24 protein-coding genes are annotated in these 18,004 nt (G+C 41.5%); 18 read left to right on the forward strand and 6 right to left on the reverse strand.

The genetic code is table 11. From position 1 onward, the window contains the following. Positions 1-101: 101 nt before the first annotated feature. The 5 genes from ACSVDE_RS07150 (at position 102) to ACSVDE_RS07170 (ending at position 4,355) form a co-directional block, all read left to right on the forward strand. Positions 102-608: a hypothetical protein gene (locus ACSVDE_RS07150; RefSeq protein WP_439300241.1), complete on the forward strand. Its 507-nt coding sequence runs from the start codon at positions 102-104 to the stop codon at positions 606-608. 187 nt (positions 609-795) lie between these two features. Further along, positions 796-1,344: a sigma-70 family RNA polymerase sigma factor gene (locus ACSVDE_RS07155; protein WP_439300242.1), complete on the forward strand. Its 549-nt coding sequence runs from the start codon at positions 796-798 to the stop codon at positions 1,342-1,344. After that, positions 1,341-2,057: a hypothetical protein gene (locus ACSVDE_RS07160; protein ID WP_439300243.1), complete on the forward strand. Its 717-nt coding sequence runs from the start codon at positions 1,341-1,343 to the stop codon at positions 2,055-2,057. The genes ACSVDE_RS07155 and ACSVDE_RS07160 overlap by 4 nt, the downstream gene beginning before the upstream one ends. 12 nt (positions 2,058-2,069) lie before the next feature. Beyond that, complete coding sequence (locus ACSVDE_RS07165; protein WP_439300244.1) at positions 2,070-3,386, forward strand: M15 family metallopeptidase; 1,317 nt, start codon at positions 2,070-2,072, stop codon at positions 3,384-3,386. Between the two features lie 138 nt (positions 3,387-3,524). After that, on the forward strand, positions 3,525-4,355 hold the full coding sequence (locus ACSVDE_RS07170) for a hypothetical protein (protein WP_439300245.1): 831 nt from the start codon (positions 3,525-3,527) through the stop codon (positions 4,353-4,355). Here the strand turns inward: ACSVDE_RS07170 and ACSVDE_RS07175 are convergent. Next, complete coding sequence (locus ACSVDE_RS07175) at positions 4,342-4,785, reverse strand: OsmC family protein (protein ID WP_439300246.1); 444 nt, start codon at positions 4,783-4,785, stop codon at positions 4,342-4,344. The genes ACSVDE_RS07170 and ACSVDE_RS07175 overlap by 14 nt on opposite strands. Positions 4,786-4,940: 155 nt before the next feature. On the opposite strand from ACSVDE_RS07175, the gene ACSVDE_RS07180 reads away from it, so the two are divergent. The 5 genes from ACSVDE_RS07180 to ACSVDE_RS07200 all read left to right on the forward strand — a co-directional run bounded on the left by ACSVDE_RS07180 (position 4,941) and on the right by ACSVDE_RS07200 (position 7,794). After that, positions 4,941-5,915, forward strand: a complete 975-nt coding sequence (locus ACSVDE_RS07180) for a ring-cleaving dioxygenase (RefSeq protein WP_439300247.1) — start codon at positions 4,941-4,943, stop codon at positions 5,913-5,915. Between the two features lie 24 nt (positions 5,916-5,939). After that, on the forward strand, positions 5,940-6,554 hold the full coding sequence (locus ACSVDE_RS07185; protein ID WP_439300248.1) for an alpha/beta hydrolase: 615 nt from the start codon (positions 5,940-5,942) through the stop codon (positions 6,552-6,554). Positions 6,555-6,695: 141 nt separating this feature from the next. Beyond that, on the forward strand, positions 6,696-7,238 hold the full coding sequence (locus ACSVDE_RS07190; protein ID WP_439300249.1) for a hypothetical protein: 543 nt from the start codon (positions 6,696-6,698) through the stop codon (positions 7,236-7,238). Between the two features lie 28 nt (positions 7,239-7,266). Further along, complete coding sequence (locus ACSVDE_RS07195) at positions 7,267-7,506, forward strand: peroxidase (protein ID WP_439300250.1); 240 nt, start codon at positions 7,267-7,269, stop codon at positions 7,504-7,506. After that, the gene (locus tag ACSVDE_RS07200) at positions 7,507-7,794 is read left to right on the forward strand and encodes a peroxidase-related enzyme (protein ID WP_439301946.1); all 288 of its coding nucleotides are present in this window, start codon (positions 7,507-7,509) and stop codon (positions 7,792-7,794) included. A gap of 31 nt (positions 7,795-7,825) precedes the next feature. Here the strand turns inward: ACSVDE_RS07200 and ACSVDE_RS07205 are convergent, their stop codons facing one another. Further along, positions 7,826-8,410 (reverse strand): CDP-alcohol phosphatidyltransferase family protein, encoded by a 585-nt coding sequence (locus tag ACSVDE_RS07205; protein ID WP_439300251.1) that lies wholly within the window; start codon positions 8,408-8,410, stop codon positions 7,826-7,828. Between the two features lie 180 nt (positions 8,411-8,590). Here ACSVDE_RS07205 and ACSVDE_RS07210 point away from each other — a divergent pair, with 180 nt between their 5' ends. From ACSVDE_RS07210 to ACSVDE_RS07235, 6 genes are read left to right on the forward strand one after another with little or no spacing between them, the layout of a single operon-like run. Continuing rightward, on the forward strand, positions 8,591-9,826 hold the full coding sequence (locus tag ACSVDE_RS07210; RefSeq protein ID WP_439300252.1) for an ABC transporter substrate-binding protein: 1,236 nt from the start codon (positions 8,591-8,593) through the stop codon (positions 9,824-9,826). Then, entirely contained in the window at positions 9,807-10,673 is an 867-nt protein-coding gene (locus ACSVDE_RS07215) for an ABC transporter permease (RefSeq protein ID WP_439300253.1), read from the forward strand. Before ACSVDE_RS07210 ends, ACSVDE_RS07215 begins: the two co-directional genes overlap by 20 nt. Before the next feature lie 2 nt (positions 10,674-10,675). Beyond that, a complete protein-coding gene (locus tag ACSVDE_RS07220; protein WP_439300254.1) occupies positions 10,676-11,470 on the forward strand; it encodes an ABC transporter permease in 795 nt (264 codons plus the stop codon). Between the two features lie 19 nt (positions 11,471-11,489). Further along, a complete protein-coding gene (locus ACSVDE_RS07225; protein ID WP_439300255.1) occupies positions 11,490-12,509 on the forward strand; it encodes an ABC transporter ATP-binding protein in 1,020 nt (339 codons plus the stop codon). After that, complete coding sequence (locus ACSVDE_RS07230; RefSeq protein WP_439300256.1) at positions 12,487-13,173, forward strand: TVP38/TMEM64 family protein; 687 nt, start codon at positions 12,487-12,489, stop codon at positions 13,171-13,173. Before ACSVDE_RS07225 ends, ACSVDE_RS07230 begins: the two co-directional genes overlap by 23 nt. Continuing rightward, entirely contained in the window at positions 13,157-14,590 is a 1,434-nt protein-coding gene (locus tag ACSVDE_RS07235; RefSeq protein WP_439300257.1) for a dihydrolipoyl dehydrogenase family protein, read from the forward strand. The genes ACSVDE_RS07230 and ACSVDE_RS07235 overlap by 17 nt, the downstream gene beginning before the upstream one ends. Before the next feature lie 36 nt (positions 14,591-14,626). On the opposite strand, the gene ACSVDE_RS07240 is transcribed toward ACSVDE_RS07235, so the two are convergent. Then, on the reverse strand, positions 14,627-15,304 hold the full coding sequence (locus ACSVDE_RS07240) for a Crp/Fnr family transcriptional regulator (RefSeq protein WP_439300258.1): 678 nt from the start codon (positions 15,302-15,304) through the stop codon (positions 14,627-14,629). A 124-nt stretch (positions 15,305-15,428) separates the two neighbouring features. Between ACSVDE_RS07240 and ACSVDE_RS07245 the strand changes: the two genes are divergently transcribed. Beyond that, positions 15,429-15,689, forward strand: coding sequence for a glutaredoxin family protein (locus tag ACSVDE_RS07245; protein ID WP_439300259.1), 261 nt, complete (start codon positions 15,429-15,431; stop codon positions 15,687-15,689). Positions 15,690-15,729: 40 nt separating this feature from the next. Here ACSVDE_RS07245 and ACSVDE_RS07250 read toward each other — a convergent pair whose 3' ends face one another. After that, complete coding sequence (locus ACSVDE_RS07250) at positions 15,730-16,398, reverse strand: TVP38/TMEM64 family protein (RefSeq protein WP_439300260.1); 669 nt, start codon at positions 16,396-16,398, stop codon at positions 15,730-15,732. A 76-nt stretch (positions 16,399-16,474) separates the two neighbouring features. Further along, positions 16,475-16,999 carry a hypothetical protein gene (locus ACSVDE_RS07255; protein WP_439300261.1) on the reverse strand — a complete coding sequence of 175 codons (525 nt, stop codon included), beginning with the start codon at positions 16,997-16,999 and terminating at the stop codon, positions 16,475-16,477. Between the two features lie 186 nt (positions 17,000-17,185). Here ACSVDE_RS07255 and ACSVDE_RS07260 point away from each other — a divergent pair, with 186 nt between their 5' ends. After that, positions 17,186-17,620, forward strand: coding sequence for a hypothetical protein (locus ACSVDE_RS07260; RefSeq protein ID WP_439300262.1), 435 nt, complete (start codon positions 17,186-17,188; stop codon positions 17,618-17,620). Positions 17,621-17,713: 93 nt separating this feature from the next. Here ACSVDE_RS07260 and ACSVDE_RS07265 read toward each other — a convergent pair whose 3' ends face one another. Beyond that, positions 17,714-17,992 carry a DUF3817 domain-containing protein gene (locus ACSVDE_RS07265; RefSeq protein WP_439301947.1) on the reverse strand — a complete coding sequence of 93 codons (279 nt, stop codon included), beginning with the start codon at positions 17,990-17,992 and terminating at the stop codon, positions 17,714-17,716. Between the last annotated feature and the right edge of the window lie 12 nt (positions 17,993-18,004).

Raw genomic sequence — 18,004 nt, forward strand, 5'->3', positions numbered from 1 at the left:
TGATTCAAATCTTGTAAAATGGAAAATTGTGTGTTGGATCATTTTTAACACAAAACATTTAAACAACGATTCAAATCATTGCTGAAGAAAGGAGAAACACAATGTCATTAGCCTATCAATCTGTTTTTACTGAAGAAAACGACCGAGATCTAGAAGAAATGGAAATGCAAGTATTCCGTATGCAAAACGACATGAAGGAAATCGCGAAAAAGTGGGACGTTGTCGGTGTCGATCAAACGAAAGAGGACAACTTGGTCATCGTTTATAAAGCGGAAGAAGAAGAACGTTGCAACCTTATGCTTAATGACTGTGATTCTGCTTTCCGAGGCGTTTGGGATTTTGCACTGCAGGCTCTATTCCCAGATGAAGATCGCATTCATATTGGTGATATTAAAGGTCCTGAGAACAAAGGTTACGGAACGATATGCATCCATTATTTGAAAGAGCTCGCAAAAGATAAAAACATCCCTTATATTACAGGAGACATCTCCGATCGTGATTGGGATCATTTAGATCGACTCATTCATTTTTATGAAAAGCATAACTTTCAAGTAGAAGTTGATTATCATAATAAATCAGGTAAAATTGTCTGGAATCAAGCCTATTGAATCCGAGGGCATGCAGAACTGCACGACCAAATGTTAGTCACATTTGGCCGTGCAGTTTTTTTATGGCATTCTATCTTTTTTATTTTGTTTTTCCTGGGTACACATTATATAAGAGAAAATTTTTTGAATTGTAATGGATAAGATCTTCGTCTAAATATACGGAGCGGAAAAAGGGTGGTTGTTGACAGTGGAGAGCTTGATTGAGAGGTACAAGACCAACCAATTGAATAAAGAGGATGTTTTACGAGAGGTCATGAACGAGCATGGGTCCCATATGACTCGTTTGGCTTATTCCTATGTGAAAGATATGACGACAGCAGAAGATATTGCTCAGGACGTTTTCTTGAAATGTTATACGAAACTCGATAGCTTTAAAGGCAATTCTTCTCTGAAAACATGGTTGAACCGGATAACCATCAACAAGTGTAAAGATCACTTGAAAAGTGGTTGGAAGAGGTATATGCAATTTGATTTGCCTTTTTTCAGTCAACCGAAAACGCATGAAACCCCTGAATCGGAAGTGACGACTCAGATGGAACATGATGCGTTGACCCAATTTGTATTACAATTACCAGTCAAATACCGTGAAGTGACCATTTTGCATTATTATCAAGATTATTCCACAAAGGAAATCAGTGAAATTCTGGATTTGAAGGATACTTCGGTACGTACGAGATTGAGAAGAGCCAGACAAATGCTAGAAGAGTATTTAGAAAAAAGGAATGAAGAAGTATGAAAAGGGATCTAAATGATTTGAAGCAAAAATCATCCTTGGATGAAATTCATTTCTCTGAGGATAAGAAACGTGAAACTTTTCAGAAGCTTGAAGAGTTGGAACAGAAACAACCGAAGGGTACCTTCTTTTTCAAAAAAACACTCAGCTTTGCAACATTATCCATTCTATTGATCATTGTTGCAGCTATCGGCTTCCAATCATTACAGCAGCAGACTGGTCAACAGGAAAAGCCGCAAGAGGAACAGGAGCCATCCCAGGAACAACCTTCAGAGGATGAAAAAGAGCAAGATGATCAGGACACTGAGCAACAACCTGAAACGTTCTCAGAAGAAAAAGCAGAAGCGTTACTTAAACAGTTTTATGAGGATGTGTACCCTGAGCTTGACGAGAACAACACGGTTACCCGGTATGACTCCGTGGAGGATGCGATCACTCAAGTGAAAAAGTCAGCGACTGAAGAAGTTGCTCAGAAATGGGTCAATAGTTTTATGGAAGAAAAGGACGGGGAACTGAAACCTAAAACATTCCATGGAATCAAACGATTTGATTTCTCTGATATTCGTTTGGAAGAGAATGGGGAAGGCAAATTCAAAATCGAACAACTACGTTCTAATGAATTAAACGGAACCTACGTCATTCAAACGGAGTTCGAGTGGATGGATGGAAAATGGTTGATTACCAAATATGACATTGAATATAAAGAAGAAGGATAAGGAGGTCATACAATGAGACTTTTGTCGGTACTATTGATTTCTACGTTCATCATTTTAGGAGGCTGTCAAAATGATGAAGCCGGTACTGACAATGAGCCAAATCATGAGGTTGCAAATGGTGAAGAACAAAGAGATAAAGAAAATGAGGATCCCATCAAAGAGCCAGCTTATGCAAAAATTGAATCTTCTTTCAAAGATTTGCTGATGCAAGAGACGAATGCACAACAAAGGGTGAAAGCATTCTCCGATAAAGAATCACTCATCCAGCATCTTGAAGCCATAGTAGCAAAAGATGTGGCTGAACATTATGTTGACCAATACTTCGAAGAAAAAAATGATGATCTTTATCTCAAAAAACAAGATGCGCCCGTATGGTTGAATACAGATGAAGAATTTGAAGAGAAACAACAATCGGAAACGACCTATGTCGTCATCCAAACAACACAGAATCAGTTAAGAGGAAAATATACGCTTAAAATCACCTATCAGTATACAGAAGATCAATGGAAAATTTCAGCAAGGGAAGTAGAAGTGAAACAAGAGGAACAAACCGAACAGGAAGAGCAGCACAAAGAGGAAAAGCATTCGACTGAGGAAAAACAATCCACGGATGATTCAGACACAAACAAAGAAGAGAAGCAGCAAACGGAACAACAAAATGAAGACAAAAACACAAGCGAAGAAAATCAAGCATCCAAGGATCCTGAAAAACACAAAGATCCTGAACCAACAGAAAGTTCTCCTGTGATCGTTGACAAGCCAAGCTCCATATTAGCAGTTGTTAATAAAAAACGTCATTTACCCGACTCCTATGTACCGAATGATCTAGTCGAAACACCAGTCCCGTTTCCATTTGAAGAGGATCTACCGAAGAAGTTACTCCGCTCAGAAGCTGCAACAGCGCTAGACCAAATGTTTGAAGATGCGAACAGTCAAGGTTTAGAGTTGTTCGCCCAATCCGGTTACCGCTCCTATGATCGCCAAGAAGCCATCTTTGCTTCCAATGTAGACCGTTATGGCAGTAAAGAGGAAGCGAATAAAGTCAGTGCTCAACCCGGGGAAAGTGAACATCAAACCGGTTTAGCGATGGACGTAACGTCTCCAGCTGTGGATTACAGACTCATCCAATCGTTCGATCAGACCGAGGAAGGACAATGGGTGCTGAATCACGCTCATGAGTATGGCTTCATCATCCGCTACCCGAAAGGTGAATCTGATATTACAGGATATAGTTATGAGCCTTGGCATCTAAGATACGTTGGAAAGAAAGCTGCAGGGTATATTCATTCTAAGCAACTGACCCTTGAAGAATATCGAGGATTCCAATAAGGAAGATCAATCTAGTAGGTTGTCCAAGTAAAATGGACAGCCTACTTTTTCATTCTACGACAGGATTTTTACAAATAGGTGCGAATGAGTTTATAGAGTGCTCCGATTATGGTTTCATAGTCAAGAGAGGTGAAATACATGAAAATCGTTTTAAGCAGGAAGGGATTCGACTCTTCATCTGGAGGTTATCCTAGTCCGATTTTGCCAGATGGAACCTTGTTGTCTTTGCCCATTCCTGATCAAGATTCTAGCATAGCGTACAACAACCTTGCTTTCAATCAACAATCATATATGGATGTGATGCATTCTTTTAAAGATAAAGTAAAGGTGAACAATCAATGGACGTCTCTTGATGAAAAAACCTACTGTCATTTGGACCCTGACCTTCAGAAGAATACGTTAAGAAGGAAAAAGGGTTGGAAGGGAATCTTCGGTCAAAGTGGAGCTGCCCAACGCCACCTGGAAAATCAAGGGGTAGAAGAAGGAGACCTATTCCTGTTCTTCGGCTGGTTTCGAAACACATTGCGTAAAGGGAATCGATTGATTTTCGACCCTGCAGATCAAAAAGGCAGGCATATCATTTATGGGTACCTCCAAGTGGATGAAATTCATCAAGTCCATCCATCTGCGGCTGTCCAAGATTGGATGAAGGACCACCCTCATGTCACTCCAGCCAAGCGAAAGAAAGAGAGGAATACCATCTACATCGCTCGAAATACGCTGGATTGGAGTGAAAAGAAGGCAGGATACGGGACTTTCAACTATGACGAACAGTATGTATTGACGAAGAAAGGCATGAATAAGTCTTGCTGGGATTTACCCGAATGTTTCAGGGACTGTCCGATCAGTTACCATAAGCCGACTAGCTGGAAAGAGGAATATTTTCAATCTGTCGCCCGAGGTCAGGAATTTGTTGTCGATGCCGATCATTCCGTTATCAGATGGGCGAAAAAACTTATTCAAAGGTAATAAGGGGTTCTACACTGACATGGACATTGCCTTTGATCGCCCTTGATATCATGCAAGATTCTTCTGCTTTATCAATGAGTTTTTGAGCTTTCTTCATCTCTTTGTCCGATCCATTCTTCAAGATGAGTTTAGGACGATGGATGATCGCCTTATATGTAATCACTTGATTGGTCACATCGACGATTCCTTCCGATTCCATCGTGAGTGACTGTTTATCCATCCGACTTCTTTCCAACATCGCTGCTAGCGTGATGATATAACAAGTTGCAGCGGCACCTAATAACATTTCATCGGGATTGGTTCCGATTCCTGGTCCATCCATTTCAGGTGGAATGGAAACCTTTGTCCTTAAATTTGCTGTTTCTATTTCTCCTACGTCATTTCTATGGCCTGGCCAATCTGCTTTCAAATGGAAACGATGTTCTGCCATTGTAGATTTCCTCCTCATAGTCTTACTACTGTCCATTTTATGGTTTCTCTGATTTGAGCACAAATGTTTTGTAATCGTCATTTAATGGTATACTATTAAATGAAGGTCACTTACTATTAGTTAGTAATTAATATGCTGGATTGGAGTGTTGAGGTATGAGCGAACGAAAGCCGCTAAAAGGTATACACCATGTTTCTGCAATTACAGGAGAAGCTAAGAGGAATTATGAGTTTTATACAAAAGTATTAGGTATGCGTCTTGTGAAGAAGACGATCAACCAAGACGATCCGTCCGTTTATCATCTTTTCTATGCGGATGAAAGAGGAAATCCAGGAACGGACCTTACCTTTTTTGAAATCCCAATGGCCGGTCAAACCTATGAAGGTACGAGTAGCATTTCCACGACTTCATTGAGAGTACCATCAGATGAAGCGTTAGACTTCTGGAAAAAACGATTCATCAAATATGAAGTAGAGCATGGTGAGATTCATCACATAAACGATAGAGCGACGATCTCTTTCAAGGATTTTGAAGGTCAACGCCTCATGCTCATCTCTGATGAACACGACACTGGCGTGGAGAGCGGGAAGCCATGGGAAAAGAGTCCTGTACCAGTGGAATACGGTATTACAGGTCTCGGTCCTGTATTCCTTACGATCCCAAAGATTGATAAAACAGAACAAATTCTTACAAATGTACTTGGATTCACAAAAATAGGAAGCTATCAACGTGATAACAATCAAGTTGATGTATATGAAACCGGTGAGGGTGGAAATGGTGCTGAAGTTCATTTGATTGAACGAAATGATCTACCTCCAGAAAGACCCGGACGAGGAAGTGTTCATCACGTTGCTTATCGTGTTGAAGGTGAAGAAGAGTTGCAAAAGTGGGGCGACTACATCAAAGAGCTGCGAATCCCCAACTCAGGCTTTGTAGAACGATATTATTTCAAATCATTATACTTCAGAGAACCGAATGGAATCTTATTCGAATTAGCAACAGATGGACCTGGCTTTGAAGGAGATGAACCGTTCGAATCTCTTGGTGAAAGCCTCGCATTGCCTCCATACTTCGAAAATGACCGTAAAGAGATTGAAGAGCGATTGAAGCCACTCGATACGAAAGAATAAGTTGACACGAAGGAGGACGCTTACTTGGAACACCAACACATATTTATAGAAGGCAAAGACAAAAATGCACCAACTTTACTATTGTTACACGGTACAGGTGGAAATGAAAAGGACCTGTTGCCATTAGCCGAAATGATCGATCCTGAAGCATCGATTCTTGGAGTAAGAGGAAATGTTGAGGAGAACGGCATGCCTCGCTTCTTCAGAAGACTGCGTGAAGGGGTTTTTGACGAAGAAGATTTGAAACGCCGTACGAATGATCTCAATGATTTCATTGAGGATATGTCAAAGGAATACGGATTTGATCGTAACCATGTCGTCGCAATCGGTTATTCGAACGGTGCCAATATAGCTGGCAGTTTGTTATATCACTATCAAGATGCTTTGAAAGGTGCTATATTGTTTCATGCGATGGTGCCTTTGAAGAACTTCCAATTGCCTTCTCTTGATGGAATTCCCGTCTTTATCGGAGCAGGTAAGAACGATCCGCTCATTCCGATGGATGAAACGCAAGAACTAGCTGAAGAACTTCGTAAATCTGGAGCAGCAGTTGAGGAGTTCTGGACCAATGGTGGCCACCAGTTGACTAGAGAAGAAGTGGAGAAGGCCAACGCCTGGTACAAAACCAATATGATATGATCCATTATTGAAGGTGACCCATTCAGAGCGTGTTCGTCCAGCACCTAAGGGGTCACCTCTTCTATATGTAATATAACTTACAGATTCAGTTGAGGTCACATGATTTACTTAAAGATAAGTGTTCTCAAAAGGAGGTTGTCTATGAACACGATTCATCATGGGTTCTGGACATACTTTATCTTCCGTAAACAAAAACGCCTTGCTAAGTTTTTCGTTTTCGGGAGCATCTTACCAGATATCATTTACTACATCATGTTCCTCTATATGGCGATACGTTTTCCGATAGAAGAAAATGCTTTTGAATTACATAGTATCGTCCACCAAATGTTTGATCACCCGCTTGTCATCGTGTTAAGACAACTAGGGCATTCGATTCCTGTATGGCTCTTCCTTATGATCATTACGATCCTATTGACAAAATGGCGGCTGTCACCATGGAAAGCCGTTCTCTATGGATGGTTGGGCCATATCATCATTGATCTTCTAACACATGTCGAAGATGCCGTTCCCATTTTATATCCGTTGAATGATTATATTGTCAGAGGACCTATTTCTTATTGGGACCCTGATTTTTATGGGAGAGAATTCAGCATCACCCACTCCATTTTCTTCGTAGCGGCAATCGTTTACTTGATTGTGGAAAGAGTGAAGCTTAAAAAGTCGAAGAAAAGATCAAACATTTGATAAACTATTGAAAAGGGGGTTCATACATATGTCTGCACGAATTGAAATCATCGATCATGAACGAGCTGAAGGAAAAATGAAGGAACTATATGACCGTTTCAATGGTCAAATGGCGAACATTTTGAGAGTCCACTCCTTGAATCCAAAATCATTAGAAGCCCATTTAGACTATTACCGGGTCATCATGTTCGGAAAATCTCCATTACCAAGAAGGTTGAGGGAGATGATTGCAACCGTCGTTTCTTCGACGAATGAATGCTTTTACTGAATTGAACATCATGGGGCGGCGCTCCATTTACTTGTGAAAGATGAGGAATTTGTCCAACAAATCAAGCAGAACTATAAAGAAGCGGATCTGACTGAAAAGGAAAGAGTGATCCTTGACTATGCTGTAAAATTGACACAAGAGCCCAGTGCGGTAAAAGATGAGGATGTCAACTTGCTGAAGGACCTAGGATGTACTGACCTTGAAATTCTTGATATATGCCAAATTGCATCCTATTTCAATTTTGTAAACCGAATGGCTGAAGGCCTTGGTGTAAAGTTGGAGAAATAACATCAACTTGAAAAGGGTTGACGTATTTACGTCAACCCTTTAACAGTTTCCGAGCTTCTAAAAGCCGTTGGAAGGTTGTGAACAACTCAATTGCCAGAAACACCAATGTGATGACAGTCAAATATTGTGAAAACAAAATCATGAGAGAGAAAAGGATAAAGCCTTCTGTTCGTTCTGCAAGTCCTGCCTGATAATAGAAGGACTTGATGCCATTTTTCTCAGAAAGAGCTCCTACAGTGAGGAAAACCGTCATAGCGAAAATGATGGAAACACTCAAAAGTAGCAACGCCCACATGGATTCCTGAAATCTGAACGCTAAACCAATGATCACACTGATCTCAACAAGCCGATCAAACGTTATATCTAATAGGGTGCCCCATGGGGATGGTTTTGTCTTTCGAGCCATCGTTCCATCCACTGCATCTAGAAAACCAGAGAGCCAGAGCACGAATACTGCTATGATTGGATATCCGAGATAGGCAAAAATACCTGTGGATACTCCTACGAAAAATCCAAGATACGTGACCTGATTGGCACTGAGTCCTGCTTTTATAAAGAAATCTGCCGTCTTTTCTATGATTGGCTGTACATATTTCCTTGCATGAGTATCCAGCATGTTATGACCACCTTATTAAAAATACTGTAATCAATCATTTAAATTGTGTGAATATATTACTAAGTTTACCCATAATAGGGAAGAGATACTGTAATACACCTTACATAAATCATAGTGGATAACTACTATACTTACATTAGAGTTGTATGAAAATCAAATATTATCGGAGGGTCAGGACGAATGAAGCTTAAAATCACAGCACTAATAATGATAGTCTCAATGTTTCTAGCAGCATGTAATTCTGCAGGTAACGGTGAGAGTCAAACATCAAAGGTCCTTGAAGAAAAATGGGAAGACATCGAAAAAGAAGCAAAAGGGTCGACAGTCAATCTCTTCATGTGGGGCGGGGATAATGGGATCAATCGCTATATTGATGAGTGGGTGGCCCCAAGATTGAAAGAGGATCATGACGTTACTCTAAAAAGACACCCTATGGATACAAATGAATTCATACAAAAGCTTCAAACCGAAAAGAAAGCAGGGAAAGACAAAGGTACGATCGACATCATCTGGATCAACGGTGAAAACTTCAAAAACGCAAAGGAAAATAAGCTGTTGCTCGGTTCCTTTGCATCCAAACTTCCGAACTATGAAGAATACATCAATCAGGACAAAAATTTTACGAAGTCTGATATGGGAACAAACATAGATGGTATGGAAGCACCTTGGGGGAATGTGCAATTTGTCATGTGGTATGACTCTGACAAAGTGGAAAATCCTCCAAAAAACATGGATGAGTTGAAATCGTTCGTGAAAGAGCATCCTGGTAAGTTCACTTATCCAAACCCGAAAGATTTTTCAGGAAACGCATTTTTAAGACATGTCCTATATGAGAAGACCGAACAAAATCCGAATTTGACCGAAAAGGATGACCCTTCCTGGCTTGAAGGAGAAGATGAAGCATTTTGGAAAGATCTCAAAGAGATTTCGCCTCATTTATGGAGAGAAGGTAAAACGTATCCAGAATCCTTATCTCAACTTGACCAACTTTACAGTAAAGGGGAAGTTTGGTTTACACTCGGATTCAACGAAGCCCGTGGAGAAGGATTAATCAAGGATGGCGTATTCCCTCCTTCTACAAAGTCATTTGTATTGGATGTCGGTTCCATCGGGAATACCCATTATCTGAGCATTCCTTTCAATAGTCCGAACCCGGCAGGTGCAATGGTTGCGATCAACTTTATGGAGTCACCTGAAGCTCAGTTGGCTAAGATGAATCCTTCAATGTGGGGGGAAGGCATGGTACTTGAATCAGATCGCTTACCGAACGACATCCAAAAAGAGTTGAAAGCACTGGATCGAGGTGATTCGGTATTGTCGACAAAAGACCTGGAGGAAGCTTACTTACCTGAACTGAACTCTACTTACATTGATTGGATTAAGGAGCATTGGCTCAATGAAGTTGTACAAAAATAAACGAGCTCTCCCTTACCTGCAACTTGCCCCGGCATTCCTCCTGATTGCCGGGCTGTTGGGGTATGGCGTGTTCAATGGTATATTGGAAAGCTTACAAATGGACTTTTCATGGACATTTGAAGCTTATCGGACACTTTTTGCAAATAGTACGTTCTGGACATCACTTGGGTACACCCTTTATATCACTTTGGTTTCTACGATCATCTCTTTACTGATTGGTCTTTGTTTGACTCATTTTCTTTATCCTTATCTTGTGAAGGATCGTTGGAAAGCTGTGATATGGGTTCCTATGCTTTTTCCACATTTCGCTGCAGGATATTTAATCGTTTTATTATTCTCAGATAGCGGATGGATTTCCGGATTGCTTTTTCAATTCGGCGCAATCTCCGAGTTGACTGACTTTCCGAATCTAGTAAATGATACAAGTGGGATCGGAATCATACTGACATATGTTTGGAAAGAGATCCCTTTTGTCGTTTTGATGTTACTCCCGGTATATGTACAAATGGACCAACGTTTGAAAGATGTCGTACAGACATTGGGCGGCAAGAAGCGTGATGAGTTCTTTACGGCTCAATGGCCATATCTGTGGCCAACGATCATTGAGGTTGCCATCATCTTATTCGCATTTATTTTCGCAGCATTTGAAGTACCTTATCTACTTGGGGTTACGTTTCCACAAATGACACCAGTGCTGGCGTTTGACTGGTTTTACGATGGAAACTGGGATCAAAGACCGGTCGCATTTGCCTCATTGATTGTTGTAACAGCAATCATCGTGGTGTTGACGATCGCGTTATACTCCTCCACCCAAAAATACCGACACCGTTTGATGAAAGGAAGTTAAGGATGGTTAAAAACATATTCTTAAAAACGTTGTTGGTATTCTCCATCATTTTAACGATAGGTCCCGTCTTGTTAGTGGGCATCCAAAGCTTATCTTCCCGTTGGATGTGGCCGAATCTTTTGCCTCAACATTTTGGAATGAGGGCATGGAGAGCTGTTTTGGAGGATCCAAGTTTGCTTCAAGCATTAGGAAATTCGATGGTCATTACAGCTGCGGTCGTCATGTTGACTATGGTCATCAGCATGCCTGCGGCACGAGCACTCGCATTCGAGCAGTTTAAAGGAAAGACACTCATTGAGACCACTCTGATGCTTCCATTATTGATACCGCTGCTCTTCATCGTCATGGGTTTGCATTTAACCATGATACGTTTCAATCTAGCAGACACACTATCGGGGGTCATCTTAGTCCACCTACTTCCTTGTGTTCCTTATGCAATCCGAATCTTGCGTACGGGATATGAAAGGGTAGGGACGAAGTGGTATGAACAAGCTACCGTCCTTGGTGCAAGTCGACAAAAACAATTCTGGACGATTACAGTGCCGATGCTGATGCCGAGCATCCGAAGTGCCATCGTTCTTACAGTTGTCATCACCCTCAGTCAATATGCCTTGACTGCAATTATCGGGGGAGGCATCATCACAACCTTGCCGATCATCTATTACCCTTATTTCTCTAGTGCAGATCAACCGATCATGGCAGCGTTCACTTTGTTATTTGCTGTCTTGCCGATCTTCTTCTGGTTCGTGATCGAACTGGTTTGCAAAAGTGTAACAACGATGATTCGACAACCTTGATGGAAAGGAATTCTTATATATGGAGAATTACATTGAATTACAGAACATCACCAAACATTATAACGATCAAAAGATCATTCTGGATGATCTCTCTCTTTCTATGAAACAAGGCGAGATCTTAAGTGTCGTCGGACCATCCGGATGTGGGAAAACAACTCTTTTGAGATGTATGGCAGGACTTGAAAGGCATGAAGGCATCATGAGAATGAATGGAACAGATTTGTCCGACCGATCGGATAATCGTGGCATCGTATTAATGTTCCAGGATTCTTTGCTCTTTCCACACATGAATGTATTAGAAAATGTAACCTACGGGTTGAAAATGAAAAAGATCGCAAAAAGGGAAAGAATACGATCCGCACGAGAGATGCTCGCAAAAGTGGATATGAGTGATCATGAAAAGAAGTTCCCATATGAACTATCCGGTGGTCAACAACAAAGAGTTGCACTCGCACGTGCTCTTGTCACAAAGCCGGACTTGTTGTTGCTGGATGAACCATTCAGCAACCTCGATCAATCCCTTCGCTATGAATTGCGACAGTACGTTCGAAATGTACTTGTCGAAGAAGGAGTGACGGCTCTGTTCATCACTCATGATAAAGAAGAAGCATCTTTTATGGGGGATCGTCTTGCTGTTATGGGAATGGGACGGATTCAACAAGTCGGTCATCCGGAAGTCCTATCCTTACATCCATGCAACCCTTTCGTGGCGGGATTCTTTTCAGAAGGTTTGGTATTAGAAGAGGGCTTCATTCCAACCCAGAAGTTGACACTCATACCTTCTGATGCTCCTTCAACAAACCTTCAAATGGAAGGGGAAGTGGTGAATGAAAGTTTAGAGTACGGACAAAAGATCTACCATATCCGAGTTCCTCAATTAGAACAGACAATCACCATCCCTTCTTCAAAAAAGCATGATATCAACAAAGGTTCATCTGTAGTGTTGAAATATACAAAAAACAGTATTCATCATTTTGATGAAGTTCGTAAGAGGAAGAAAGGGGGAGAAGGAGAGAATGAAATCGTTGCTTACTCATAAATGGTTGAAATGGATCTTAATTGGTGTTTTCATTATTGTCGCAATCTGGTTCAGTACAACTCAATTGAACATAAACGCAAATGAAATCAGGGATTGGATCATAGGCTTCGGTATATTTGCACCGATCATCTACATGCTTTTGTACACGGTCCGGCCATTGATCTTCTTCCCAGCGTCTGTCCTCTCCATAACAGGGGGACTAGCCTTCGGACCATTGTTCGGTACAATCTATACCGTACTTGGTGCGACAGCAGGGGCATTATTATCCTTCATTGTAGCCCGTAAACTCGGGAAGAACATTGCCAATAAAGAATGGAAAGGAAAGGGAAAAGCCATCCAATCGCAACTTGAAAAGAACGGATTTTTCTATGTCCTTCTATTCCGCTTCATCCCTTTATTCAACTTTGATCTCATCAGTTATTCTGCTGGGATATCGAAAGTCCGTTTTCGTGACTTCTTTTTGGGAACATTAATAGGAATCATCCCTGGTACATTCGCTTATAACTTCCTTGGGAGCAGTCTCGTAACAGGGGACCCGAAAATCATTCTATTGGCAGTCGGTGTTTTCGCCACTTTAACTTTGATTCCGATGTGGGTGAGAAATAGATGGATGAAGAAACAAAAAGAGAAGGAAGGAGTGCTAGTTGATGATGAAACCATATGATCTGATAGTAATCGGAGGCGGAGCGGGTGGCCTGACGGTTGCCGCCGGTGCAGCGAGTCTGGGGGCACAGGTCGCTCTTATTGAAAAGAATGAGCTCCTCGGAGGAGACTGCCTTCATTATGGATGTGTTCCATCTAAAGCACTCATCAAAAGTGCAAAAGAAGTTTATAACGCTCAGAAGGCAGCGGCAAAATTCGGATTGACTGTTAATGGACAAGCCGACATAGCTGTAGCAATGGAAAGAGTCCGTTCCGCCATTTCAGACTTACAACATCATGACAGCCATGAACGCTTTGAGTCACTTGGCGTTGATATCTATTCACAACGTACTGGACGTTTCGTCGACTCTCAACAATTCGAGCTGGATAACGGCAAGATTCTGAAAGGGAAAAGGTTCGTCATCGCGACTGGTTCCAGACCATTCATACCACCGATTGAGGGAATTGAAGAGGTAGATTACCTGACAAATGAAACGATTTTCAATTTAAAGGAGCTTCCGAAACGCCTCGTCGTCATCGGTGGAGGAGCAATTGGTCTTGAGATGGCTCAGTCACTTGCACGTTTTGGATCAAAAGTGACCGTCGTAGAGACTTCCGATACGATTTTCGGTCGTGAAGATGAAGACATGATTCCGGTTATTAAAAGTGAACTAGAGAAAGAAATGGATTTTCTGTACAATTCGATGGCCAAGAGCGTTCGTCTTGAAAATGGCACTAAACTTCTAACGGTTGAAAAAGAAGGCAACAAGATTGATCTTGAAGCCGATGACATACTGATCGCAACCGGTCGGAAACCGAATACCGACAATCTCGGACTGGAGGAGATCGGTGTTCAGCTGGATAAAGGTAATGTAGTCGTTAATGAGCATCTCCAAACGACAGTGTCCAATATCTTTGCAGTGGGAGATACAAATGGACAATATCCGTTTACTCATGCTGCAGGGATGGAAGGAAAATTGGTCGTCAGAAATGCTTTGATTGGATTCAAAGGCAAGATCAACTATGAAAATCTTCCATGGGTCACGTATACGGATCCGGAAGTATATCATCTTGGGATGACGGAGAAGGAAGCAAAAGAAAAGCACGGAGATTCCATAAAAGTGTTTAAAGTGGAAAACAAAGATGTCGACCGATTTGCAACAGATCGAGATGACGTTGGGTTGGTGAAAGTCATCACTTCACAAAAAGGGGAAATCCTCGGTGCTCATGCTGTTGGGAGAAATGCAGGAGATTGGATGCAAGAGATCGTGTTTGCAAAAACACAAGGGAACAAAATCGGAGATCTTTCGAACGTCATACATCCTTATCCTACTCATGGCGCTATTTTGGAAAATGCGGCCAATCAATTCTGGAGAGAAAAATTGTTTGAAGGCGTCATACCGAAAATTACAGAAAAGTATATACAAATCTTCCGTTGATCCAAATAAAGGTGGTGACCAGACTGGTCACCACCTTTATTCGAGCTCTTTCTTCGCCTTATCGGCATTGATTTTCATCGAAACGATCGACTTTTTGATCAGTCCTTCTTTTTTCAATTGACTTATGATTGAACTGACGGTTTCTCGACTGGAACCGACCATGGTTGCAATATCATGATGGGTGATCTTCACATCGATCGTCTGCCACTCTTTACTACGCTTTCCGAACTTCTCACTTAGCTTCAGCAAAAGAGACAGAACACGATAACGAACGTCTCTTAAAGCGATTTGTTCACTGACTTCATATATATCCTTGAGGCGGGCAGATAAGATCTCGATCAGCTTGATGGCAAGCTTCGGATTTTGTTCGATCAATTTTTCGAATTCGGTTTTTCCAATGACACACAAATAGACATCGGACATCGCTTCTGCATAATCTTGTTCCTCTGTTAAGGAGAAAGTGGCAGTTTCTCCAAAGATATTCCCGTCACCTAAGATATCTACCGTAAATTGCTTGCCATTTTCACTCATACGATAAAGACGTACTTGTCCTTTTTTCAACAGATATAACGCTTGTATATTCGTTTCTGGTGTAAAGATCGTGGACCCTTTCTTCAAAGGTTGCATGTCAGATATACGATCGATTTCTTCAAGTTCATTCATCGGCATTTCTTCAAATAAGTTGATTTGTGAGAGATAGGTTAGTTTGTCCATATCGGTATACCCTCCTATTAGCTACTTTTATTATATAAGGATTAGATCGAAGGAAAAGTAAGATATATTACATACTTCAGTCCTATTGTTCCGGTAAAATGATGGGGAATAGGAGGTCTGTGTCATGAGTGATACACCTGTATTGTATACCATCGACAGTTGTTCTAGATGTCAGACTGTGAAAAACTATCTGATGTCGTTCCAAATAGAATTCAATGAGGTCAACTTATCTGAAACACCCTCTAGACATAAGGATGTGAAGGAACAGATTGGTGAAGTTTACGTTCCTCTTTTCATCTATCGTAATCGTACCATTAAAGGAGATCGGCTGGAAGAAATCCAACAATTGATCAATGGAGATTTTGGTTTTAATAACGATCGTTGAAAAAATAAAACCAGGGCAAGTTGATGGTCTACGACCGATTTCAGCCCCCTGGTTTCTCAGATTTGTATTTCTTTTTCAGTAGCATGGCGATTAAGGTCACTCCCACCAAAGCACTGATGATGATCAACATCCGTTCGTTGAATTGTTGAATGTTCCTCATGTCATGACCTAGCATCGTATAAGCAATTGTAGCTGGTAGCATGCCGATGCCGGTTGAAACCAAAAAGGTTCTGAGCTTCATACCTGCGAGTCCAGCGGCAAAACTGATCAAGTCGAATGAGACGACCGGGACAAGCCTTGCAATCAGTACAATCCAGAATCCATACTTTCCATTAAGCCGCTCTAAATGATTCAACCACCCAGTCTCATTGACCTTCTTTTTCACAAAATCATAACCGAGTCGTTTGGCAAGATAAAATGATACGATTGCTCCTAACATGGCACCGATCCAGGAAATGACGAATCCCCAAACAACCCCGAATAATAAGCCGTTCGTTGCAGTTATCAGGAAAGCTGGTATGGGCGCTGCAATCGCCTGGAAAATCATCAGCCCTATACTGATGAGTGGTGCAAAAATTCCCCATGATTGCACGTACCCGACGACTCGATCCAATGATCCACTCGTCAATAAGCCAATCAGTTGATCACCTTTTATAATCAATAAAAGAACAATGAAGATAAGTACCAAATATAAACCGATTTTTTTCAAGATGTCTAACTCCTAATATGGTGAATTGCTTCTCATTATAAGGCTTTGACTCTGAAAAAACGAATGTACGGACTTATCAAATGATGGCCACATCTGGATCGGCAGTGTTGGTTTGTTTTGCAAAGAGCAGACGTTGAGTAAAAGGTGAACTATGATCTCCTTTGTTGAAGGCACTTGCGACTTGACCATAGAAAGCTCTCGCTTCTTCAACGGTCCTTTTTCCAGTAACAAGATCATGAACGAGATTCAACGTCAAAATGTTCATCGGTTCATTATGACACTTGACCGAGAGTTCACCACTCGTACGGTCGGGATAGACACTGCCATCAAACTTGGCAATGTCGTCGTAAAATTCAATGGGTACTTTGTAGCTGATCGTCTGCTCCAGGAAATCTTTGTGTGGGGTCGGGAAGTCATGTGGAACCGACTCGCGGAACAACATGATATTATTCCAAGGTCCTCGGTGAAACCATAGGAGTGCACTCGTTGTGTACTCATCCGGCATTCCATATTTCTGAATCAACTCATAACCTATACGACGTTGGGGCTCCGGCCAATAACCGAGAAGTCTCAGAATGGTAGTGTAGTGGTAATGATGCATCATGATCCTCCTAAAGATCGGTTTGAATTGATGCAGTATATGAATCTGTTTCGTTTATTGTGCGGATGCCTATAACAATTCCTATAAATGGTATCCGTTTTTTGAATGTTTTGTAATTTAACTTACAGTAATGATAGCGCTTCCTTTTTATAATAAAAGTAACTTATGAAAAGGAGTGAATGAAAAATGGCAGAAGTGAAGAGTATGAGTGAAACGAATCCGTTGACAATGGGAACTTCATTAAAAGCTTCGGCAATCGGAGGCGTTGTAGCGGGTATCATCTTCGGTATTTTCATGCAACTGATGGGCAAGTTGCCAATGGTCGCAATGTTGGTCGGTTCAGAAAGCGTCGCGGTCGGATGGTTTGTGCATATGGTGATCAGCGTGATTTTCGGTCTAGGATTCGGAGTATTAGCATCTGGTAGGAAAAACATTTATGGTTTAGCCATCATCTATGGAATTGTGCTTTGGGTAGTAGGGCCACTATTGATCATGCCAGCGATGCTCGGTATGGGTGTCATGATCGGGCAGGCATTTACAGGTGCTCAATTGATGAACCTTGTTACGCATCTCGGTTTCGCACTGATTCTTGCATTCGTTTACAGTAAAACAAATCGATAACGACTGATGAAGAAAGGCTGCCCGTTTGAGGCAGTCTTTTCGTTTTTGAAAAAGAAAAAACCATCAGCAGAAGCTGATGGTTACCTTATTTGATCATGAACTGCGGATCATTTTAGCGTCAAATACGAATGGACCGAACGGTAGGACAGATGCGATGATACCCATTGCCGCTTTTCGGATGGACCAGCGGTAGTTGAACTTCAGATAGACGACCATCATGCAATAAAGAACGAAGAGACCACCGTGGATTGCACCGACAACGCTTACCGCCATTGGGTAATCGAACATATATTTTAAAGGCATGGCGATCCCAAGGAGGAGCAGGAAGGAAACCCCTTCAGAATATCCAACAATACGAAACGTTTTCAGCAAATTATTCAAATC

It is taken from the genome of Pseudalkalibacillus sp. Hm43, assembly GCF_051842935.1.
In the GTDB taxonomy this organism is placed as follows: Bacteria; Bacillota; Bacilli; order Bacillales; family Fictibacillaceae; genus Pseudalkalibacillus.